Source organism: Maridesulfovibrio sp., assembly GCF_963676065.1.
In the GTDB taxonomy this organism is placed as follows: Bacteria; Desulfobacterota; Desulfovibrionia; order Desulfovibrionales; family Desulfovibrionaceae; genus Maridesulfovibrio.
Genome location: NZ_OY780933.1, coordinates 2,824,804 through 2,846,305 on the forward strand (window position 1 = coordinate 2,824,804; position 21,502 = coordinate 2,846,305).

The following is a 21,502-nucleotide window of genomic DNA, read 5'->3' on the forward strand; positions in this document are numbered from 1 at the left end:
GGTCAGTCTCTTTATAATCCCATCCACGCGGCAGCAGGGTCTATCGACCTTGAATTTCACATCATCTTATGTATTCATAGCGTATATGAACAACTTAAGAAGATATGCCGATCAGGTTAAATATATTTCAGATGCAATGAAGGCCGGGCAGTTGACCCCGAGTCAAGGAGCTGTTCAGTTGCAGTGTGTGGCAACACTCGCGGAGCAGGACGCCGCTGTAGCAGAGGACAAAGATTACGGAGCAAGGCTGCGTAAGTTTGCAGGCATGATTCATGACGTGATCGAAAATATGAAGTCCGGGCGGGGTGTTATTCAATAAGTTTTTTACGGCCTACCTTAGCTATCTATGCTTTTAAAGCTCTCAGGAGCGGGTTTTCCTACTCCTGAGTCTGATTGGATTGTATAATCGCTGTGTTATTCGTGATAGTCCCGTTTTCAGAGGGAGGCATCACTTTTCCCATATGTAATGAAATTGAAATACCCAAAATGATCAGTCCCGGCAGAATGTAAAAAAATCTCTTCGCGCCCTTCGCTTGGGCTATGATTACGCCAAGGGCAGTAAAAAGAACCCCTATCTGTCCGAGAATATCCACCAGCATGAACGGTTTGCCTTCCGGTAAAGACACCACATAAACGCCAATTGAAACAATGCAGTAGAGCAGGAAGAAAACTCCAAGGCCGCTCTGCCCTTTCTTTTTTGCGTAAAGTGAAAGCCCGATTATAGTCAGCAGGGCGATGCCCGCGATGATGAGTGTTAGCATGTGCAATCCTCGCAGTTTAAAATTAATTGAAATAGCCGAGAACTATTACAATTGTCTCAGACCTGCCTGTCAAGATGATTTGAATGTTCTTATTCTATACTGTCTTTCTGCGATAAATATAATTGCAATTGGCAGGAGTTAATTTCATCAAATGTGATTTTTGATTTTTGCTCACAATATGATGAAATGAAAAAAATAAACTTTTTGAACTTAAAACTGAATTATTTAACCTGCCAGGTCTAAAAGTCCGCACAATCAACGCTGAAAAAAAATAACTTGTACACAATGTTCATGATGGTTAAATAGTAGCCCCTTTTTAAGTTGTAGGTAGTTTTCGGTTTTAATAATTGTTCAAAAAGGATTTATTGTGATTCAAACAGAGACGTTGCTTACTTTTGGTGTTTATCTGGTTTTCCTGCTTGCGGTGGGGTGGTATTTTTATAAACGCACTTCAGATATTGAAGGTTACATCCTTGGCGGACGAGGACTTGGCGGATGGGTTACAGCACTCTCCGCTCAGGCAAGCGATATGTCCGGCTGGCTGCTGATGGGATTGCCCGGTGCGGTATACCTTGGCGGGATGACCGAGGCGTGGATCGCAATCGGTCTTTTGGTGGGTACTGCGCTGAACTGGATTTTTGTATCCACCCGTTTGCGTGTTTACACAGAGATGACCGACACCCTGACCATTTCGTCTTTCTTTGAAAAGCGTTTTAATGATCCTACAAGCCTGCTGCGGGTCGGTTCTGCTGTAATTATCCTGATCTTTTTCACTATTTATTCTTCTTCCGGTCTGGTTGCGGCAGGTAAGCTTTTCGAGTCTATGTTCAATATCGACTATTCTGTTGCCGTTATTACCGGTGCAGTTGTCATTGTTTCCTATACTTTTCTGGGCGGATTCATGGCTGTATGCTGGACTGATTTCTTTCAGGGCGGGCTAATGTTTTTCGCAATTGTTCTTGTCCCGATTCTCGGCACTATCGATAATGGTGGTATCCCTGCCATTGAAGCTGAAATGATGGCCAGACATATCTCCACAAGCTTGTTCCACAACGGAGCCGGAGTGCCGATTTCCATCGTGGCCATTATTTCAACCATGGCCTGGGGGCTTGGATACTTTGGTCAACCGCATATCCTGACCCGTTTCATGGGTATCAGTTCTATTAAAGAGCTTCCCAAGGCTACTGCTGTCGCCCTTGTCTGGGTTGTTATCTCTCTTGCCGGAGCCGTTGTCGTTGGTATGGTTGCCATTCCCATGTTTGACGGGCTTCATGGCGGGGAGCAGGAAAAAGTATTTATTTACATGATCGCCAAGCTTTTTAATCCGTGGGTCGGCGGTGTGCTGCTTGCGGCTATCCTTTCAGCGATTATGTCTACAATTGATTCACAGCTTTTGGTTTCCTCTTCAGCGCTGACTGAAGACTTTTATAAGAAAATTCTGCGTCGTAATGCATCGGATAAAGAACTTATGCTTGTCGGCCGCCTTTGCGTTCTGGTCATTTCAATTATCGCCATGAGTATGGCACTTACGCCCGGTAATACTGTGCTTGGTCTGGTTTCCTACGCATGGGGCGGATTTGGAGCCGCATTCGGACCTGTTGTGCTTTTTGCTTTGTACAGTAGGAAAACTTCATGGATATCAGCTCTTTCCGGTATGATTGTAGGAACACTTGTTCTGGTTTTCTGGAAAGATGCCGGCTTGGGTGCTACTATGTATGAAATCGTTCCCGGCTTTGTGGCAAACTTGCTGACCATCATGATTGTAAATCTGATCGTTCCTCAAAAAGACGAGCAGATTCTGGCCTGTTTTGATGAAATGAAAACGGCTCTTCACAAATAAAAGCTTGTTGTTTGGCCTTGTTATGTTTATAAGGCTCTGCCCGTGATGTGGCAGGGCCTTTTTTTTAGGATACAAAAGATGTATGCAGTTGAATAACTGTGTTCCATATTAAAAAATATTTCAGGGCAGGCGGATGCCCGATGAGGTCGATATGCTGGATTTTGAACGTAAAAGTATTGTGCTGGTTACCTGCCCCAAAAATTTCAGTCCCTATCTTGCGGAAGAGGTCGGGCGTCTGGGTTTTAAAATCCGTGCGGAACTTCCCGCCGGAGTTGAAACCAAGGCATCCCTCAACGACTGCATGCGCCTTAATCTCTGGGTGCGCTGCGGTCATCGCGTTTTGTATCAGCTCAAGCGGTTCAAAGCCGACACTCCGGATCAGATGTACAATCAGGTCAAAGATATGGTCTGGGAGAGTATTCTCGGACCTGATGATTATCTGACCGTTACATCCTCCGTTCGCACTGAAACCGTCAATGATTCCCGCTTCGCCAATGTTAAGGTTAAAGATGCCATTGTTGACCGCATCCGTGAGAAAAGCGGCAGACGTCCCTCGTCCGGACCGGATATGACCGGCATTGTAGTCTTTTTATATTGGAAGGATGACGAATGCACAGTCTATCTGGATACTTCCGGTGTACCTCTTTCCAGACGCGGGTATCGTAAATTCCCTCATAAAGCCCCTTTGCAGGAAACTCTTGCCGCAACTTTAATCCGGGCCGCAAAATGGTACGGGCGGGGTAACTTTGTTTCTCCCATGTGCGGTAGCGGCACTCTCGCTATCGAGGCTGCGCTTGTTGCTCTGAATGGAGCTCCGGGCCTGATGCGTGATTACTACTCTTTTATGAAATTGCCCGGTTACAATCCTGAATACTGGGATAATCTGTGCATTGATGCCGAGGACCGGGAGCATGATTCCATCAATGGGAAGATCATCGCCACCGACCTTGATCCTGAAGCGGTAGAAGCTGCTAAAAAGAATGCCCGTGCTGCCGGTGTGGAACACCACATTCAGTTTGAAGTATGTGATTTCCGTGATACTTATATTCCCGATGGGGGCGGCGTGATCATGATGAATCCGGAATACGGTGAACGTCTGGGCAACAGAACCAAGCTGGAAAAAATTTACTCCGCTATCGGAGATTTCTTTAAGGATAAATGTCAGGGCTACAGGGGACTTATTTTTACCGGTAATCTTGAACTTGCAAAATTTATCGGCCTGAAATCATCGAAAAGGCTTATTTTTTACAATGCCAAAATCGAATGCAGATTGCTTGAATATGAGATTTTTAAAGGCAGCCGCAAGTCACGCTTCTAAGTTTATTCTTTAATGTCTTGAAAATATTTTTTTTAAAAGTTACTCCCTAGCCTGAAAGTTGCGCGGAAATATTCCGGCAACATCCATTTTTAGTCTGATTAATTACTTTGGGAAGTTAAGGAGAGTTTATATGCCCCGGATTCTCGTCGTTGATGATGATCCGATTTCGCGTCAGGTCCTTAAAGCTATGCTGGAGAAAGAAGGGCACCTTGTTACTGAAGCTGAAGACGGAGTCAAAGCAGTACAGGGATATGACAGAAGTCAGATAGATCTTGTTATTACAGATATTTTCATGCCGGAAAAGGAAGGCGTGCAGACTGTACGGGAACTGATGAATGTAAACCCGGATGTTAAAATTATCGCCGTTTCCGGTGGCAGCTCTTCAGCCAATTACGATTCACTTGATTGGATCAAAATGTTCGGCGTGAAGTATACATTCACCAAACCTTTTAACGCAAAAGCCATTCTGGACGCAGTGGATGATCTGCTTGGTTTATAACCTGCATTTCATTTTAATTGGTTGCATATTATCCCGTCCTGCCGTATCCATGCTCCAAAATTAACAGGAAATTATTGATGGCAGATAAAGATAAATTTCGGGTTAAGCTTGAATTTGATGACGGGGCCCTGGCCAGCATATTATTTGGTGCACAGAATTCCAATCTCGATCTCATTTCACGCCAATCAGGGGTAAGAATTGAAAGCAGAGGCAACTCTCTGCAATTAATCTCTGATAATGAAGGGCTCATCGATCCGGTCGCAAAGTCCTTTACCCAGCTCTACAAACTATTGAAATCCGGCAAAGAGGTCTTTCCGCAGGATGTGGAGGCCGCCTACCGTATTCTCTGTCGCGATCCGCGTGCAGATCTGATTAAAATTTTTCGCGATGAACTTTTCGCGGTTTCCCCTAAAAAGACTTTGACCCCGCGGACTCTGACCCAGCGGGCCTATTTTTCCGCTATCCGTGAAAATGATATGGTCTTTTCGGTCGGTCCTGCCGGTACAGGTAAAACCTATCTTGCGGTGGCTATGGCTGTTTATGCTCTGCAACGCAAAGAAGTTAACAGGATTATCTTGACCCGTCCTGCTGTTGAAGCGGGGGAAAAACTCGGTTTCCTGCCGGGTGATCTCGTGGATAAGGTCAATCCTTACATGCGTCCTCTTTACGATGCCCTTTATGATATGCTTGATATGGGTAAAGTGCAGGATATGATTGAGGAAAATATCATCGAGATAGCACCTCTGGCTTTTATGCGCGGGCGTACGCTGTCCAACGCCTTTGTGATTCTTGATGAAGCGCAGAATACCACCCCGGAACAGATGAAGATGTTTATCACCCGGCTAGGTTTCGGCTCCAAGGCCGTAGTTACCGGGGATATTACCCAGATTGACCTCCCTAACCGCGATCCTTCGGGTTTGGTGGAAGCCATCAATATCTTGCGCGATGTTCGTGGAATCAGTTTTATAAAATTTGAAGACGCTGACGTCATACGCCATCCGCTTGTTGCCAGGATCGTCAAAGCATACGACCATTACGAATGCAAGGGTGGCAAGTGATGGGAGTTAATCTGAGCATAGAATGCACGCCGGATGCTAATTTCCCGCTTGCGAAGAGGGAACTGCTCCGCATGGCGGATATGCTGCTCGATGCTTTGGGGGTTGAGGGTTTTGACTTCGATCTCAAAATAGTAAATGATGCGGCAATTGCCGTAGTTAATGAAGAATTTCTTGGGTGCGTTGGACCGACCAACGTGCTTAGTTTTCCCTTTTCCGAGAGTCCTGATCTGGAAAAGAACAGTTTTTTAGGAGAGATAGTTTTGTCTGTGGATACCCTTGTCCGTGAAACCCGGCTCTATGGTCAGTTGCCTGAAGAGCATACCGTAAGGTTGCTTGCGCATGCGCTGCTGCATCTTGCCGGATACGATCACGGTCCCGAAATGTATTCACTTACAGACAACGCTGTTGAATCTGTTGCTCCCGTGTTCCGCCAGCGAACATCGGGTTGGCAATAACATAAAAGCCAACCCGTATCCTTGCGGTGTGGTCCTGACCGGGACCGTCCTGACGCCGCTAATGAGTACACCCCGTTTTTTTGCCCTTTTTTGGTGAAATAGGTAAATTTTTTTAGTTTACAATGGCGGGTCTTATAGGCAATAATTCCCGATTGCTATTTTTCATTGTCAGTTAAGGCTCACCCTAAATATATTTGGAGTTTTACGATGATTAGACATCTCCTTAAAATTAATGATGTTCCCCGCTCAGAACTCGGACAGCTTCTGCTGCGTGCAAAAGAGCTCAAAGATAATGACATCAGGAACGACGCCCTTAAAGGGAAGACCGTTATTCTTGTTTTTGAAAAAGCTTCCACCCGTACCCGTGTTTCTTTTGATGTTGCTATCGAACATCTCGGCGGGCATTCCATTTTCATGACCCCGGCAGAATCACAGCTCGGCAGGAGCGAACCTCTGGAAGATACCGCGCAGGTTCTTTCCCGGTTTGCGGATGCCATGGTTGTACGTACTTTTGGACAGCAGAAAGTGCGCACCCTTGCGGAGCACGGCTCCATTCCGGTCATTAACGCCCTGACCGACAGGTATCATCCCTGTCAGGTTCTGAGCGATATGCTGACAATTTACGAAAGAACTCCTGATCTGGCGAATGTACATGTCGCATGGGTCGGCGATGGAAACAACATGGCCCATTCATGGATTAACGCCGCCATCTACTTTCCGTTCTACCTGACTCTCGCTTTTCCGAAAGGATATGAACCGGACCATGATGTTCTTTCCCGCGCATTGTCCATGGGTGCTAAAATCAACCTCAGCTATGATCCTGTTGAGGCTGTCAAAGGCGCCCATTACGTTAATACCGATGTCTTCGCATCAATGGGACAGGAAGAAGAGCAGAAAAAACGTGAGCTGGCTTTTGCCGCTTATCAGGTAAATGATAAACTTCTCGAGCATGCTGATCCTGATTGCAAGGTAATGCACTGCCTGCCCGCACACCGTGGTGAGGAAGTTACCGCAGAAGTGCTGGATGGTCCCAGATCTATCATTTTTGATCAGGCTGAAAACAGACTGCACATGCAGAAAGCCATCCTTGAATGGGCGGTGAACGGCATTGAAGTGGATTACGATGCAGTTGAAGAGCTGCTCGGACCCGTGCAGGCTGTTCCGCATATGCACACTGTAGAGTAATTTAAGATTAGATATATTTTAGGCATATTTTGAAGGATTTATAAAATGAGTAAAATTGAAAAAGTAGTATTGGCATATTCCGGCGGTCTGGATACCTCCATTATTCTTAAATGGATCAAGAAGGAGTATGACTGCGAAGTTATAACTCTTACCGCTGACCTCGGTCAGGGCGAAGAACTTGACGGAATTGAGGAAAAAGCCCTCAGAACCGGCGCAACCAAAGCTTTCGTCGAAGACCTGCGTGAAGAATTCGCACGTGACTTTATTTTTCCCGCTTTCCGTGCCGGTGCAATCTATGAAGGACGCTACCTGCTTGGAACATCTATTGCCCGTCCGCTGATTGCCAAAAGAATGGTTGAAATCGCGGAGAAGGAAGGCGCACAGGCACTTGCTCACGGTGCTACCGGTAAAGGTAACGATCAGGTACGTTTTGAGCTGGGCGGCATGGGTATGAATCCCAAGCTTCAGCACATTGCTCCCTGGCGTGAATGGGATCTCAAGTCCCGTACCGATCTTATGAAGTTCGCTGAAGAAAACGATATTGAAATTCCGAATACACGTAAGAAACCATGGTCCATGGATGCCAACATGCTGCATGTCAGCTTTGAAGGTGCTGAATTGGAAGATCCTTGGAATGCGCCTTCTCCCGAGTCATATCGTTACTGCCGTCCTCTTGAGCAGACACCTGATGAAGCTGAAATTATCACCCTTGATTTTGAAAAGGGTAATCCGGTCGCCATCAACGGCACAAAGTATTCACCGGCTGCGCTGGTTGAAAAGCTTAATGAGCTTGGCGGCAAGCACGGTATCGGCCGTGTAGATATGGTTGAAAACCGTTTCGTCGGCATGAAATCCCGCGGTGTATACGAAACTCCCGGCGGAACCATCATGCATATCGCCCATCGCGACCTTGAAGGTCTTTGCATGGACCGTGAAGTCATGCATCTGCGCGACAGCCTGATTCCCAAGTATGCGGAAATGATCTACAACGGTTTCTGGTTCGCACCTGAGCGTATCGCCCTTCAGGCCATGATCGATGAAACTCAGAAAACCGTTACCGGTACCGTAAGACTGAAACTTTACAAAGGTAACGCAATCCCCGAAGGACGTAAGTCTCCTTATTCTCTTTACCGCGAAGATCTCGCTACCTTTGAAGAAGATGAAGTATACAACCAGAAAGACGCTGAAGGTTTCATCAAACTGGTGGGACTGCGTTTGAAAGGTAAAACTTCTTCAGGTTCCGAGTGGATTAAAGAAGCTAATGTAGAAGACGTTGATTAATAATGTTTTATACAGCCCGGGCGGACGGAAGTTCGTCCGGGTTTGAAATATTTCCGCCTGTTCCCGGCACAAATGCTGACGACAGGCGTTTTCTTTGATATTTTTCATTGCGTGTCGCTTTACAGCGGATACGGAATAAAATTTCGCAAAAATCAAGCTCTCCGTCAGCGAAGCTCCGTCAAAAATGGTTTGAAATTGATGGAGTCTGGGGAGGCTTCCGAGGTAAAACATGGCAGATAATAAATTATGGGGCGGCAGATTTGCGGCTAAAACTGCTCAGTCTGTTGAAGACTATACTGAATCCGTAAGTTACGACCAGAAGCTTTACCGTGAAGATATTTCCGGATCCCAGGCTCACGCCCGGATGCTGGCCGAGCAGGGTGTGCTGACTGATGATGAGGCCGACACTCTGGTTAAAGGTCTGGATCAGGTTCTGGAAGAAATCGAATCCGGCAAATTTGAATGGAAAAAGGAGATGGAAGATCTCCACATGAATATCGAAAGCAGGCTGACCGAAATTGTCGGGCCTGTGGGCGGCAAACTGCATACCGGTCGCAGCCGTAACGATCAGGTCGCCACTGATTTTCGCCTGTATGTTTTGAATTCCCTTGAAGCATGGAAATCGGCTCTTGAAAAGCTTATCGCCGTATTTACCGACAAGGCTGATCAAAACAGGGAAGTTTTATTGCCCGGTTATACCCATCTGCAGCCTGCGCAGCCTGTCAGCCTTGCTCATCACATGCTGGCTTATGCGTGGATGTTCAAACGTGATCACAGCCGGGTTGTTGATTGTATTAACAGGGCGAAAGTATGCCCGCTGGGTGCTGCCGCTCTGGCCGGAACCACCTACCCGCTCAAACCGGCGACATCTGCGAAATTTCTCGGCATGGAAGAAACTTTCCGTAACAGTCTCGATGCTGTTTCCGACCGTGATTTTGTTATGGAAGCCATGTTTACCGGAAGTCTGGTTATGACCCATTTGAGTCGCATCTGTGAAGAGCTTATCATCTGGGCAAACCCTTGTTTCGGCTTTATTAAGCTGCCTGATGAATTTTCTACCGGATCATCCATCATGCCTCAGAAGAAGAATCCTGATGTCTGTGAGCTGATGCGCGGTAAAACCGGACGTGTCTACGGTGATCTCTTTTCGCTGATGACCACATGCAAAGGGCTTCCTTTGGCTTACAACCGTGACATGCAGGAAGATAAGGAACCGTTTTTCGATTGTGATAAAACTGTCCATGCTTCCGTAGTAATCATGGCTGATATGATGGATGCCATGGGTTTTAATCCTGAAAACATGGAATCTGCCCTCAAAAAAGGTTTTCTCAATGCCACTGAGCTCGCCGATTACCTTGTTGGTAAAGGAATTCCATTTCGCGAAGCGCACCACATTACAGGATCCGCCGTTGCAAGGGCGGAAGCTGAAAGCAGGGGCCTTGAAGATATGAGTCTGGAAGAACTTAAGACTTTTTCAGATAAAATTGAAGATGATGTCTTCGAGGTTCTTTCCTATGAAGCGGCAGTCAGACGCAGGGTTTCCCCCGGCAGTACCGGTCCGGAATCCGTAGCTGCCCAGATAGGCGAACTTAAAATATGGCTGAACGGTTAAATTCTATTATGGATTAAATAAAAAATGGCCGGATTCCGATAGCTCTGCTGTCGGATTTCGGTCTTTTTTTATTGCCAAGGAACCGTCCTGCTGATTATCATATGATATGTATGGGTAAATATTTAGGCTGAAAAATGAATGGCGGAAGTGTATAGGAGTCGAACCTACCGACGAGGGTTAACCCGTCCACTGGATTTGAAGTCCAGGCGCAACACCGGTTACGATACACTTCCTCTTTGAAGAAAAAATGGCTAACAATTTTGAAAGCAAAGGGCAAGCATTAATAATATTTTGGTTTATGACTTGCCTTTTCCTAAATTAGCCTTATTAATAGCTGATTGATACTGAAAAAAATGTAAATACAGTTCGGTGTTTGCCGCATATTGACAGGCTCTGGCAGGCCGAACGCATATCCAAGGAGATTGACTTTGAATAGTTTTGCCAAGAATCTCTTGGTCTGGGTAACCATCATGCTGGTTATGATTGTCTTGTTCAATCTGTTTAACCAGCCTCAGACTTCCCAGCTCAAACTTTCCTACACCGACTTTTTAAGCAGGGTCGATGAAGGAGAGGTCCTTCAAGTAAAGATTCAGGGGCAGAAAATCAGCGGTGTAATGGTCGGTGATAAGCGTTTTATCACCTTCAATCCCGATGATCCGTCCCTTGTTCAGCATCTGCTAAAAAACAAAATTGAAGTTGTGGCCGAGCCTGAAGAGGAGGCTCCATGGTATATGACTTTGTTCATTTCATGGTTCCCCATGCTGCTTCTGGTTGGGGTCTGGATCTTTTTCATGCGTCAGATGCAGGGCGGCGGTGGAGGAAAAGGCGGAGCTATGTCTTTCGGCCGATCCCGTGCAAGGATGCTGAATGAAGAGACTGCCAGGGTTACATTTGATGATGTCGCAGGCGTAGATGAAGCCAAGGATGAACTTTCCGAGGTAGTACATTTTCTAAGTGAACCAAAGAAATTTACCCGCTTAGGCGGACGAATTCCTAAAGGTGTTCTGCTTGTGGGCCCCCCCGGTACCGGTAAAACACTGCTTGCGCGCGCTGTTGCCGGTGAGGCTGGCGTACCTTTCTTCTCCATTTCAGGTTCTGATTTTGTCGAGATGTTTGTCGGTGTCGGTGCTTCCCGCGTGCGTGACCTTTTCGCACAGGGTAAAAAGAATGCGCCATGCCTGATCTTTATTGATGAAATTGACGCAGTCGGACGTCAGCGTGGTGCCGGACTCGGCGGTGGACATGATGAGCGTGAACAGACTTTGAACCAGTTGCTGGTTGAAATGGACGGTTTTGAGTCCAACGAAGGTGTTATTCTCATCGCCGCTACCAACAGACCCGATGTTCTAGACCCCGCATTACTGCGTCCCGGTCGTTTCGACAGGCAGGTTGTGGTTCCCACTCCCGATGTTCAGGGGCGTGCGCGTATTCTCAAGGTTCATACCCGCAAGACTCCTCTTGCCGGCGAGATCGACCTTGATGTTATCGCCCGCGGCACTCCCGGTTTTTCAGGTGCCGATCTTGAAAACCTTGTTAACGAGGCCGCCCTGTACGCGGCTAAGAACAATCAGGATCACGTCTTGATGGCTGATTTTGAGGAAGCCAAGGATAAAGTCCTTATGGGCCGTGAACGCCGCAGCCTGATTCTTACTGACGAAGAGAAAAAGACCACTGCCTATCACGAAGCAGGTCATGCTCTCATCGCCAAGCTGCTTGAAAACTGCGACCCTGTTCATAAAGTTACCATCATTCCCCGTGGCCGCGCTTTGGGTGTAACCCAGCAGCTGCCGGTGGATGATCGTCATAACTACAATAAACGCTATCTTGAAGATACTCTGGTAATGCTTCTTGGTGGTCGCGTGGCTGAAGAGCTTATCTTCGATCAGGTTACCACAGGGGCTAGCAATGACATTGAGCGTGCTACCAAAATGGCTCGTTCCATGGTCTGCCAGTGGGGTATGAGTGAAAAACTCGGTCCCATGACTTTCGGTGAAAGTCAGGATCAAGTCTTCCTCGGTAAGGAACTTGTCCAGCATAAGGACTTCAGTGAAGATACCTCCCGTCTTATCGACTCAGAAGTGCGAAGAATTATTGATACTGCTTACGTGACTGCTAAAAAGCTTCTTTCAGAAAATGAAGAATCTTTGCACGCAGTTTCCGAAGCCTTGCTTGAACGTGAGACTATTGATGCGAGCGACCTTGAGACTCTTATGACAGGTGGAGAACTTCCCCCGCTTGAAACTGTAGAAGCACCCAAGGCCGGTAGCGTTTCACGGGCATACGGCTCTACCACTAAAGCAGGCTATACCCCCGTAGATGAGTCAGGCAGGGAAGATGAAAAAACAAAGAGCGAATTCGCTTTTGAAGATCATCCCGCAGACGAATCAGCTGAAGAGGAAGAGCAGAGTGAAGTCTCTGCAGAATCCGCAACAGACGATGTTACTGAACAAAAAGAAGATAAAGCTGAAGAAGGTAAAACTTCTGACGATAAGAAAAGTTCTGAATAAGGATTTAGGATTTATGTCCCGTAGTTATTCATGGACCGTCAAGGGGGGCAGGGTGTTAGGCCCTGCCCCTTTCTTTATTGCCGGTATTGTTAATGTTACCCCGGATTCATTTTATGACGGCGGTCAGAATTTTGATACTCATAAAGCTGTGGAGCATGGTCGTTTGCTCGGCGCGCAGGGAGCAGACATACTCGATGTAGGCGGCGAAAGCACAAGACCTTTTGCTGATCCTGTATCGCTTGATGATGAACTTGCCCGCGTAGTTCCGGTTATTCGAGAACTAAGCCGTGATTACATTGTTTCCGTTGATACTGTAAAAAGTGAAGTAGCCAGATGCGCAGTCGAAGCCGGAGCGGCAATCGTGAATGATGTTTCCGCCTTTGCTCAGGACCCTGCTCTGCTGGAAGTTGTTGCTGATCTCAAGCCCGGTTATGTGCTTATGCACAGTCAGGGAACCCCTGAAGAGATGCAATTGTCTCCGAGTTATGATAATGTATTAGACGATATTTTGAGTTTTTTTGAAAAAAGTCTTGAAAAACTCATAAAGTCAGGCTTACCGGAAAATCATATAGTAATTGATCCCGGGATAGGTTTCGGCAAAACTCTGGAACATAATCTTGAGATTTTGCGCCGGATTGATCGTTTTGTGGACTTGGGATTTCCGGTCTACATGGGTCTTTCCAATAAATCGCTCTGGGGTAAATTGTTGGGATTGGAACCGGACGAACGGCAGAATGCCACTCAGGCTGCTACAGCTGTGCTGGCGGCCCGAGGAGTGCCTATACATAGGGTGCATGAAGTCGCTTTGACCAGCCAGACGTTGAAAATAGTGAAGGAGATCGGCAGGGGGGCTTGATGTTTGAATTTCTGGGTTTTCAAATTTCCTGGAAAGAGCTGCTGGATATCGGTCTGGTGGCAATTGTCTATTTCTATATTATTCTGCTTGTCCGCGGAACCCGTGCTGCTGCGGTTATCTGGGGATTGCTGCTGGTCCTGCTTGTCTACTATCTTTCTGATGTTTTCGGTCTGTATACACTCAATTGGCTTTTGACCAATTTTCTGAGTTCAATCTTTTTAGTTATCATCATCCTTTTTCAAAGGGATATCCGTAAAGGTCTGGCCCAGATGGGGGCAGGTCGTTTTTGGCATAAACAGGATTTTGAAATGGGCGTGATTGATGAGATCTGCTCAGCTATGGATTCCATGAGCCGCCAAAAGATCGGGGCGCTGCTGGTTATTCAGAAAAACGTACCGCTTGGTGATATCTTAGAAAAAGGAATCGAGATAAACGGAATGGTCAGCAAACAGTTGCTGATAAATATTTTTTGGCCCGATACCCCGCTTCATGATGGAGCTGTGGTTATCAATTCGAATAAGATTGTTGCGGCTTCCTGTATTCTGCCTCTGGCGCATGTCTCCACTAGGCAAAGTTCCATCGGAACCAGACACCGGGCCGCTCTCGGGATCAGCGAGGAAACTGATGCCATCGCACTTGTTGTGTCTGAGGAACGAGGGACCATGTCTGTCGCTATCGGTGGTAAGCTGACCACCAGTCTTGATCTTGTCCGCCTGAAAAGGGTACTTACAAACGTTTTGACGTGATTGCCATGAAAACACAGCACTGGAAGATCGCTTTCACCGCCCTCCTTATGTCCCTTTTAACCTGGTATCTGGTTACTGGGCGTGACCTTGTTGAGACATGGGTCGAATTTCCCCTCGAGATTATTAATCCTCCGCAGGGAATGATTATCCGTGATGGTATGATCAGCAAAGTCTCTGTGCGTTTGCGCGGCCCCAAAGGGCTGATTCGTAATCTCGATACGAAAAAGCTGGCCTATTCGCTTGATACCGGGCATTTGACTGTCGGTAACAATCCATTAACCATTGTGCCCGAGAATCTTGGGCTGGGAAGTGCCCTTGAGGTTGTGGAAATCAATCCTTCGCATATCAATCTGGTTATGGATATGTTCGTTAAGAAGCAGGTTAAGGTCATCCCTGTGTGGGAAGGTGATCTGCATCGGGATTATACCCTTAAGTCTAAATACAGCGAGCCGGACGAAGTTACCTTGCATGGGCCGGCCTCGGTATTGAAAAAGATTACACAGATTAGAACACAGCCCATCCTGCTGGATACTGATTCTCCGGGTTTTTCTCAGCTGGAAGTCCCGTTGCAATTGCCTGAAGCAGTGGAGTCTAATCCCTCTCTGGTCAATGTTACGCTTGATTTCGCAGTTATGTCCGGGAAGATGTGGGTTAAGGTTCCGCTTTACATTTTAGGATCGGATGATATTGACTTTACCGCCAGTCAGAATTACGTCAGGCTGCTTGTGGAGGGTCCCAAGCCCTTCTTCAGGAAAAAAGGGTTCAGAGATGAAATTACCGCTTCAATTGATTTGAGCACCACCATCCCAGAAGGCAAGAATGTTGTTCCTTTTGAAGTAAGTCTTCCCAAGGGATGTTCTGTGATAAAAAGAAAACCTGAAGCAATAACTGTAACTATATCAAGGCCAGAGCCGGAGGCGAATTGATCCGTGGCCTGTTTACTTTTGGAGATATGAATGAATAAACGTTTATTCGGGACCGACGGTCTGCGCGGTCAGGTTAATATTTTTCCCATGACTGCTGAAGTTGCCCTGCGTATGGGGCTTGCCGCCGGTTATTATTTCAGAAACGGAAAACAGCGTCATAAGGTTATTATAGGTAAGGATACCCGTCTTTCCGGCTATGTTTTCGAGTCCGCTCTTACTGCCGGACTCTGTGCTATGGGCATGGATGTTTTTCAGGTAGGGCCCATGCCTACTCCGGCTGTTTCTTTTCTGACCCGCAACATGCGGGCCGATCTTGGTATTGTAATTTCTGCTTCCCATAATCCTTTTATGGATAATGGCATTAAATTTTTCGATTCCAACGGCTATAAACTTCCCGATCAAACGGAAGACGAAATCGCCGAAATGGTTCTTTCACAGGACACTCAGTGGGCTTATCCGGAAGCGGAAAAAGTCGGGCGTGCCTTCAAAATTGAAGATGCCCGAGGACGTTACATTGTATATTTGAAATACAGTTTTCCGCAGGATATGACCCTCAAAGGCGTTAAAATCGTTCTTGATTTCGCCAACGGAGCAACCTACAGCCTCGGCAATATGTTTGAAGAGCTGGGGGCAGAAGTCGTGCGTATCGGCGATAAACCAAACGGATTGAACATCAATGACAAGTGCGGTTCGCTTTACCCGGAAATTCTGAGTCAGCGTGTAATTGAGGAACAGGCCGATATCGGTCTCGCCCTTGATGGCGACGGTGATCGCCTAATCGTTGTTGATGAAAAAGGGCAGGTTCTTGACGGCGACCTGATCATGGCCATGTGTGCTGCCGATCTTATGGAACGCGGCAAGCTCAACCATAATATGCTGGTTGCAACGGTTATGAGCAACATGGCTCTCGAAAATTTTATGAAGGAAAAGGGCGGAACCTTACTGCGTACCCCGGTCGGTGACCGTTATGTGGTGGAGGCTATGCGTCGTGAAGGAGCCATCCTCGGTGGGGAACAGTCCGGGCATTTGATTTTCAAGGAATTCAGTACCACAGGCGATGGGCTGCTTGCAGCCTTACAGTTATTGCGTATACTGTGTGTGAAGAACAGACCGCTTTCAGAACTTTCCGGACAGCTTGAACTTTATCCGCAAAAATTACAGAATGTTCATGTTAAGCGGAAAATTCCTTTTGAAGATGTTCCCGCTATACAGGAGGCTCTTAAGCAGGTTGAGAGTGATCTGGCTGGAAAGGGCCGCGTGCTTCTGCGTTATTCAGGTACTGAAGCTGTTGCCCGTGTGATGGTTGAGGCGGAAGACAGGTCTAAAGTTGATCTTTATACTTCCGAGCTTGCAGGAGTTTTGGAAGAATATTTACGCTGATAATTCTGATTGATTGCTTTACGCATCCAATATTTCAAGGAGATATGATCAATGGTCATCAAGAAAGTTATTATTCCGGTTGCTGGTTGGGGTACTAGATCATTGCCTGCCACCAAGAATATTCCCAAGGAAATGTTGCCGATCTTCAAAAAGCCTGTTGTGCAGCACGTGGTGGAAGAGGCCATGGCCAGCGGACTCACTGATGTTATTTTCATTAATAACCAGAACAAAAAAATTATTGAAGACCACTTTGACTACAACCTTTCCCTTGAAGATGTTCTTGAGCGTGGTGGTAAAACAGAAATTCTTGCGGAAGTAAGAAAAGTTGCGGAAATGGTAAATATCATTTCCGTACGTCAGAAAAAACAGCTGGGTCTCGGCCATGCTGTGCTTTGCGCCAAGGAAGTCTGTAAAAACGATCCCTTTGCCGTTATGGTCGGTGATGATCTTATGTTCGGCATTGAGCCGGGCATCAAGCAGCTTATTGATGCTGCCCGTACCGAAAATATGGCCGTTGTCGGCGTTATCGAAGTTCCTGAGAACAAAGTTAACCGTTACGGTATTATTCAGGGTGAGGAATTTGCTCCGGGTATGTACCGGGTACGTTCTCTGGTTGAAAAGCCCGCCATTGGTGAGGCCCCTTCAAGACTTGCCATCGTCGGCCGTTATGTTCTGCTGCCGGAGATCTTTGATCATCTGGAAAATCTTGAGCCGGGTGTGGGTGGAGAGATTCAGCTCACCGATGCTTTGCAGGGACTTGCAAAGGATAATAAATTGCTGGCCGTAAAACTGCGCGGACAGAGGTTTGACGCCGGTGATTGGGTAGAGTATCTTACCGCAAATATTTATTTCGCCCTTCAGGATGAAGAGTTGCGTGATGACATTGTATCCAGATTGCGGGAGCTTTTGTCTTGTTCTTAAAAAAAATTAATTGCTATATAGTACTTTCAGTCCTTGCCGTGAGCCTGTTTTTGAGCAGCCCGGCAAGGGCTTTTTTTCCTTCTGATGAGGCTGTAAATGATACCATGTACCAGAATTATGGTACGCTGACCTCATTTGAAGCGGAGTTAACCTTTCCCTCCGAGCCGGGTACTTCCCTTGTGATACGGCGCGGAAATGACCACTGGCAGCAGACTTTTACTGAAGCCGGAAGCAATTCGACCGTAAAAACTGAATCCGTGGGCCAGTATTTCAAAACTATCGCCCAGTGTCCTGCTGACGCGGGCATGCCTGTTTCTTTGTTTCAGCTCTGGACACCGGATGATCCCGTTGCCGATTGGATGGGTATGGGGGTGACTAACGCGACTCGAAGCTACGGATTTTACGATGATACTCCGGCCTTTGTTTTGGGCGCAGAGCAAGGTGATTTAAATTCTCCCCAGATCTGGTTCGATAATGAAAATTTTTCGCCTGTTAAAATCGTACTTGGTCCGCAGCGTGAGATTAGTTTTGGAACCTTTTCAAAATTTGCCGGTTTCATGCTTCCTCACACCGGTATCCTTCGGGTTGGCGATGAAACCCTTAACTTTCGGGTTGAGTGGAAGAGTATCCGTAAAAAGATATCTCCTTCAGTTTTTGCTCCTGCTGCAATCAGGAAATCCAAAGGTTGCGGCCAGCCTTCCGGGGCTGTTTTTAATTTTCTAAAAGAATGCCTTAAATTAGGAAAAGAATAGTAATGACTATACTCTGGCAGGCCTGCCTCGCCAGTCCTCCATATTCTATTTACACTTACGAAGCACCCGCCGATCTTCCTGAACTGATGGAAGGACAGCGGGTGCTCGTTCCTTTGGGGCGTTCCGTGCGGGTCGCTTTCCTTATTGAAAAAGTGGATCAACCTCCCGAAAACGTAGAGCTCAAATCCATCATCTGGCCTCTTGAACGTGAACCGCTTCTGAATGCCAATCATTTTAAACTTTACCGCAATATCGGGGCCCGCCAGATGCAGCCTCTCGGCAAGGTGCTGGAAAATGTGGTTCCCAAGAGATTTCGCAGTGCAAAGGTCTCCTTCAAAGTGGCGGATCGCTCATTCCCAGCGCGTCTGAAATCCCTTGATATCGCCCGGTTGCCATCGGAGCGCAGACTGGAGCTGGTTCGTATTTACGATGAAGGGCGTATGAATGTCAGCCTGCCTGCATCCATTGAAAAAGAAGAATATGTAAGCCTCACCTCCGACCCTCCGTGGCCGGTACGACCGAATGCTGTACGGCAGTTACAGATTCTTGAATTTATTTTCGAAAACGGTCCCCGTGAAAAAGGATTTCTTAAAAATGTGATGGGTGACTGGACCGTCGGGGTAATCAAGAAACTTCATTCCGATTCATTGGTTAAGATAGGGCCGCCTCCGGAAGAAGAGTGCGACCCGGCTGAAAAATGTATCGCCACAGGACCGAAGTGGGATTTTACACCCTCGGAGCAGCAGCAGGCAGCCATTGATGGATTGCTTTCCGCTCTTGATGAAGAGAAAAGCGCGGTCAAACTGCTGCACGGAATAACCGGGAGCGGCAAGACTCTTGTCTACATGACTGCGGCTCGTAAATGTATGGAGCAGGGCAAATCCGTTATCGTACTCGTGCCTGAGATCGCGCTTGCGTATGCGCTCTGGAACGGAATCTGTCCGCTTTTCCCTGAGACACGAAAATACCTTTATCATGGCTATCAGACTCCGGTCCGAAAAGAAGCAATCTTCCGTGCCTTGGCAGAAGATGACAGCCCGGCATTGATTGTAGGTACACGTTCAGCTCTTTTTCTCCCCGTGCGCAATCCCGGCTTGATAATTGTTGATGAAGAGCATGATGAATCCTACAAGCAGGAAGAACGATTGCCGTATCAGGCCAAGGAAGTTGCTTATGTGCTCGCTCATATGACAGGGAGCCTGCTTGTTCTCGGCTCGGCTACCCCGGACATAAAAACTTTTCACGCTGCTCAGCAGGGTGCTTTTGAAGTAATTTCAATGGAGAAACGGGTAGGTAAATCCAAACTTCCCGCGGTTAAGGTTGTGGATACCAGCTCTATTAAAGATCCTGAAAAACCTTTTGCCCCGGAGACGGAAGCCAGACTGAAAGAGGTGGTAGAAAAGGGTGAGCAGGCCGTAATCATGCTAAACCGGCGTGGATTTTCCCCGCTTATCTATTGCACTGATTGCGAAGAACCTTTCAAATGTCCGCATTGTAATGTCAGCATGACATATCATAAAGGGCGCGAACGGGTAATCTGTCACTATTGCGGCAACGCTTATCATTTCCCTCTGCCGTGCTCAACCTGCGGCGGCAGTAATCTCCTGCCGCTGGGCGGGGGTACGGAACGGCTGGAAGAACAGGTCGCTAAAGCTCTGCCGCCGGAAACGAAAATTTTACGCATGGACCGCGATTCTACCCGCAGGCAGGAACGGCTCGATGAAATCCTGAAAAGTTTTGCCCGTGGTGACGCGCAGGTTCTGGTCGGAACTCAGATGCTTTCCAAGGGTCATAATTTTCCCGGAGTGACACTGGTGGTTGTCTCCGAGGGAGATTTAGGACTCAACCTGCCGGATTACCGGTCTGCGGAGCGGACCTTTCAATTGCTGGTGCAGGTTTCAGGGCGTGCGGGCAGGGGAGAAAAGCCGGGTGAAGTTATAATCCAGACCCGTAATCCGCAAAATCCGATATGGTCCGCGGTAACTTCTGCTGATTATGCTACTTTTTTTGAAAAGGAAATTGAGAAACGCCGCCGGTTCAAATATCCGCCTTTTACCAAGCTGACCCTGATCCGCATCAGTCATCCCATGGGTTGGGAAGGGGAGCAGCTCTGTCCGCCTTTTTTCAGCCATATCCGTGAAGCGGCAAAACAATCCGGGATTATGGCCATGGGACCTGTTCCCGCCCCTCTGGCTCAGCTGCGCGGACGCAAACGTTTTAATTGTCTATTAAAATCTGATGATTGGCTGAAAACGCGTGAGCTTTACGCTGAAATATTGCGGCGAAATCCTGATAAAAAACAAATCCGGATAACTATGGATCTTGATCCGGTGAATATGCTTTAGCGGTTTATAGATCGTTTATTATCCCCGGAAAATCGTTAAAAATTACCGTTGCACCGGTTTTGTGGATGATGTTGGTAAAATTATCAGAAATATTACTGATAGTTATATTTTTACCTTGTTCACGAAATTTACGGCTCAGAAAACACAGTGTTTCAAGACCAGTAAGAGTAGCACCGCTGGTTTCTGATAAATCCAGAGCCGGTGAAAAATTACGCTTCAGCATCCTCATCCCGGCACGGAGAAGCTCAGGGGCTAAGTCTTCGTCAAGCACTCCTATAATTTCTATTCTGGGCGGAATGCAGGTCTCGGTGTAATTAACGGAAGAGCCCATGGATAATGTTCTTTTCCGGCTCAAATCTTCAAGAAAATTTATTTCATCACGCAGGAGCAGCAGCGGAGTCAGAATATTTTCCATCTTGTCCGTGAATTTGTTCTTGTCGAGATCCTGCGGAATGCAGATCAACATACCTCCATTAAGTTCATTATAGATATCGGCAAGATGCCTGCCGATTGATTCTGGTGGAGCGGAAATAAGCACGATATCAGGCTGTAGATCGTTCGCGCTGGCTACAATGGATTGCGCATCAAGCTCGTCCAGTTCCCCTGCGGTTTTAAAATGGGTGAATAAATCCCATGACAGGGGAACAAAACCATCCCGCACTAGGATATCCGTTTTTAGCGCCGTTTCAGAAACATGGAGCATGCTGAATCCGTAATGGGCGCATATACGGGCTATCTGTTCAGGAAATTCAAAATACTCTATGGGCATTTTAAGTTTAATTCCGGCTTTCTCGGCTATGGCGAGCAGAGACGAGTCCGCAGGAAGGATGAAATCCGCCGTAAATGGGCAGAAATCAGGATGCTTGGCATAATCCAGCATCCACGGAAAAGAGGGCGCGAAGATCATGCTTTTATCTTTTATGCCTGCTTTTTCGCCCACGGTAAGCATCAGCTCATTGAAATCCATATTGAAGAATGGGATTCCGAAGGCCAGCTTTATACGGTCCGGGTTATCAAAAATGTCCATGTACAGGACCTTAATTTATTAAATTGTTGGTTG

The 21,502-nt window shown here is 47.1% G+C and carries 19 protein-coding genes and 1 tRNA gene; 17 read left to right on the forward strand and 3 right to left on the reverse strand.

Annotated features, from left to right (window positions below; translation table 11 throughout):
• Nucleotides 1-49 precede the first annotated feature (49 nt).
• Nucleotides 50-319 carry a hypothetical protein gene (locus tag ACKU35_RS12680; protein ID WP_319759588.1) on the forward strand — a complete coding sequence of 90 codons (270 nt, stop codon included), beginning with the start codon at nucleotides 50-52 and terminating at the stop codon, nucleotides 317-319.
• A 58-nt stretch (nucleotides 320-377) separates the two neighbouring features.
• Here ACKU35_RS12680 and ACKU35_RS12685 read toward each other — a convergent pair whose 3' ends face one another.
• Nucleotides 378-761, reverse strand: a complete 384-nt coding sequence (locus tag ACKU35_RS12685) for a hypothetical protein (RefSeq protein ID WP_319759589.1) — start codon at nucleotides 759-761, stop codon at nucleotides 378-380.
• A gap of 367 nt (nucleotides 762-1,128) precedes the next feature.
• On the opposite strand from ACKU35_RS12685, the gene putP reads away from it, so the two are divergent.
• From putP to argH, 8 genes are all read left to right on the forward strand, one after another.
• Nucleotides 1,129-2,601, forward strand: coding sequence for a sodium/proline symporter PutP (gene putP / locus ACKU35_RS12690; protein ID WP_319759590.1), 1,473 nt, complete (start codon nucleotides 1,129-1,131; stop codon nucleotides 2,599-2,601).
• A 151-nt stretch (nucleotides 2,602-2,752) separates the two neighbouring features.
• Nucleotides 2,753-3,919, forward strand: coding sequence for a THUMP domain-containing protein (locus ACKU35_RS12695; RefSeq protein ID WP_319759591.1), 1,167 nt, complete (start codon nucleotides 2,753-2,755; stop codon nucleotides 3,917-3,919).
• Between the two features lie 130 nt (nucleotides 3,920-4,049).
• Nucleotides 4,050-4,418: a response regulator gene (locus tag ACKU35_RS12700; protein ID WP_319759592.1), complete on the forward strand. Its 369-nt coding sequence runs from the start codon at nucleotides 4,050-4,052 to the stop codon at nucleotides 4,416-4,418.
• 77 nt (nucleotides 4,419-4,495) lie between these two features.
• The gene (locus ACKU35_RS12705) at nucleotides 4,496-5,476 is read left to right on the forward strand and encodes a PhoH family protein (protein ID WP_319759593.1); all 981 of its coding nucleotides are present in this window, start codon (nucleotides 4,496-4,498) and stop codon (nucleotides 5,474-5,476) included.
• Complete coding sequence (gene ybeY / locus ACKU35_RS12710) at nucleotides 5,476-5,931, forward strand: rRNA maturation RNase YbeY (RefSeq protein ID WP_319759594.1); 456 nt, start codon at nucleotides 5,476-5,478, stop codon at nucleotides 5,929-5,931. Before ACKU35_RS12705 ends, ybeY begins: the two co-directional genes overlap by 1 nt.
• A gap of 207 nt (nucleotides 5,932-6,138) precedes the next feature.
• The gene (gene argF / locus ACKU35_RS12715; RefSeq protein WP_319759595.1) at nucleotides 6,139-7,116 is read left to right on the forward strand and encodes an ornithine carbamoyltransferase; all 978 of its coding nucleotides are present in this window, start codon (nucleotides 6,139-6,141) and stop codon (nucleotides 7,114-7,116) included.
• Between the two features lie 45 nt (nucleotides 7,117-7,161).
• Nucleotides 7,162-8,397, forward strand: a complete 1,236-nt coding sequence (locus ACKU35_RS12720; protein ID WP_319759596.1) for an argininosuccinate synthase — start codon at nucleotides 7,162-7,164, stop codon at nucleotides 8,395-8,397.
• 229 nt (nucleotides 8,398-8,626) lie between these two features.
• The gene (gene argH, locus ACKU35_RS12725) at nucleotides 8,627-10,009 is read left to right on the forward strand and encodes an argininosuccinate lyase (protein WP_319759597.1); all 1,383 of its coding nucleotides are present in this window, start codon (nucleotides 8,627-8,629) and stop codon (nucleotides 10,007-10,009) included.
• Between the two features lie 139 nt (nucleotides 10,010-10,148).
• Here the strand turns inward: argH and ACKU35_RS12730 are convergent.
• A tRNA-Sec gene (locus ACKU35_RS12730) sits at nucleotides 10,149-10,242 on the reverse strand.
• A gap of 195 nt (nucleotides 10,243-10,437) precedes the next feature.
• Here ACKU35_RS12730 and ftsH point away from each other — a divergent pair.
• The 8 genes from ftsH to priA are packed head-to-tail and all read left to right on the forward strand — an operon-like array spanning nucleotide 10,438 to nucleotide 20,442.
• On the forward strand, nucleotides 10,438-12,516 hold the full coding sequence (gene ftsH, locus ACKU35_RS12735; RefSeq protein ID WP_319759598.1) for an ATP-dependent zinc metalloprotease FtsH: 2,079 nt from the start codon (nucleotides 10,438-10,440) through the stop codon (nucleotides 12,514-12,516).
• A gap of 13 nt (nucleotides 12,517-12,529) precedes the next feature.
• Nucleotides 12,530-13,372, forward strand: coding sequence for a dihydropteroate synthase (gene folP, locus ACKU35_RS12740; RefSeq protein ID WP_319759599.1), 843 nt, complete (start codon nucleotides 12,530-12,532; stop codon nucleotides 13,370-13,372).
• Entirely contained in the window at nucleotides 13,372-14,118 is a 747-nt protein-coding gene (gene cdaA / locus ACKU35_RS12745; RefSeq protein ID WP_319759600.1) for a diadenylate cyclase CdaA, read from the forward strand. Before folP ends, cdaA begins: the two co-directional genes overlap by 1 nt.
• A gap of 5 nt (nucleotides 14,119-14,123) precedes the next feature.
• Nucleotides 14,124-15,044 (forward strand): CdaR family protein, encoded by a 921-nt coding sequence (locus ACKU35_RS12750; RefSeq protein ID WP_319759601.1) that lies wholly within the window; start codon nucleotides 14,124-14,126, stop codon nucleotides 15,042-15,044.
• A 30-nt stretch (nucleotides 15,045-15,074) separates the two neighbouring features.
• A complete protein-coding gene (gene glmM / locus ACKU35_RS12755) occupies nucleotides 15,075-16,424 on the forward strand; it encodes a phosphoglucosamine mutase (RefSeq protein ID WP_319759602.1) in 1,350 nt (449 codons plus the stop codon).
• Between the two features lie 51 nt (nucleotides 16,425-16,475).
• Nucleotides 16,476-17,345, forward strand: coding sequence for a UTP--glucose-1-phosphate uridylyltransferase GalU (gene galU, locus ACKU35_RS12760; RefSeq protein WP_319759603.1), 870 nt, complete (start codon nucleotides 16,476-16,478; stop codon nucleotides 17,343-17,345).
• Nucleotides 17,336-18,097, forward strand: a complete 762-nt coding sequence (locus ACKU35_RS12765; RefSeq protein WP_319759604.1) for a hypothetical protein — start codon at nucleotides 17,336-17,338, stop codon at nucleotides 18,095-18,097. Before galU ends, ACKU35_RS12765 begins: the two co-directional genes overlap by 10 nt.
• A 2-nt stretch (nucleotides 18,098-18,099) precedes the next feature.
• Nucleotides 18,100-20,442 carry a primosomal protein N' gene (gene priA, locus ACKU35_RS12770; protein ID WP_319759605.1) on the forward strand — a complete coding sequence of 781 codons (2,343 nt, stop codon included), beginning with the start codon at nucleotides 18,100-18,102 and terminating at the stop codon, nucleotides 20,440-20,442.
• Nucleotides 20,443-20,446: 4 nt separating this feature from the next.
• On the opposite strand, the gene ACKU35_RS12775 is transcribed toward priA, so the two are convergent.
• Nucleotides 20,447-21,469 carry an STAS domain-containing protein gene (locus ACKU35_RS12775; protein WP_319759606.1) on the reverse strand — a complete coding sequence of 341 codons (1,023 nt, stop codon included), beginning with the start codon at nucleotides 21,467-21,469 and terminating at the stop codon, nucleotides 20,447-20,449.
• Between the last annotated feature and the right edge of the window lie 33 nt (nucleotides 21,470-21,502).

Bases quoted from the DNA above. Each gene is read 5' to 3' on its own strand.
- glmM (WP_319759602.1), top strand. From the start codon at position 15,075: ATGAATAAACGTTTATTCGGGACCGACGGTCTGCGCGGTCAGGTTAAT.
- ACKU35_RS12685 (WP_319759589.1), bottom strand. From the start codon at position 761: ATGCTAACACTCATCATCGCGGGCATCGCCCTGCTGACTATAATCGGG.
- argF (WP_319759595.1), top strand. From the start codon at position 6,139: ATGATTAGACATCTCCTTAAAATTAATGATGTTCCCCGCTCAGAACTC.
- ACKU35_RS12720 (WP_319759596.1), top strand. From the start codon at position 7,162: ATGAGTAAAATTGAAAAAGTAGTATTGGCATATTCCGGCGGTCTGGAT.
- ACKU35_RS12775 (WP_319759606.1), bottom strand. From the start codon at position 21,469: ATGGACATTTTTGATAACCCGGACCGTATAAAGCTGGCCTTCGGAATC.
- priA (WP_319759605.1), top strand. From the start codon at position 18,100: ATGACTATACTCTGGCAGGCCTGCCTCGCCAGTCCTCCATATTCTATT.
- folP (WP_319759599.1), top strand. From the start codon at position 12,530: ATGTCCCGTAGTTATTCATGGACCGTCAAGGGGGGCAGGGTGTTAGGC.
- galU (WP_319759603.1), top strand. From the start codon at position 16,476: ATGGTCATCAAGAAAGTTATTATTCCGGTTGCTGGTTGGGGTACTAGA.
- ACKU35_RS12705 (WP_319759593.1), top strand. From the start codon at position 4,496: ATGGCAGATAAAGATAAATTTCGGGTTAAGCTTGAATTTGATGACGGG.
- argH (WP_319759597.1), top strand. From the start codon at position 8,627: ATGGCAGATAATAAATTATGGGGCGGCAGATTTGCGGCTAAAACTGCT.
- cdaA (WP_319759600.1), top strand. From the start codon at position 13,372: ATGTTTGAATTTCTGGGTTTTCAAATTTCCTGGAAAGAGCTGCTGGAT.
- ACKU35_RS12695 (WP_319759591.1), top strand. From the start codon at position 2,753: ATGCTGGATTTTGAACGTAAAAGTATTGTGCTGGTTACCTGCCCCAAA.
- ACKU35_RS12700 (WP_319759592.1), top strand. From the start codon at position 4,050: ATGCCCCGGATTCTCGTCGTTGATGATGATCCGATTTCGCGTCAGGTC.
- ACKU35_RS12750 (WP_319759601.1), top strand. From the start codon at position 14,124: ATGAAAACACAGCACTGGAAGATCGCTTTCACCGCCCTCCTTATGTCC.
- ybeY (WP_319759594.1), top strand. From the start codon at position 5,476: ATGGGAGTTAATCTGAGCATAGAATGCACGCCGGATGCTAATTTCCCG.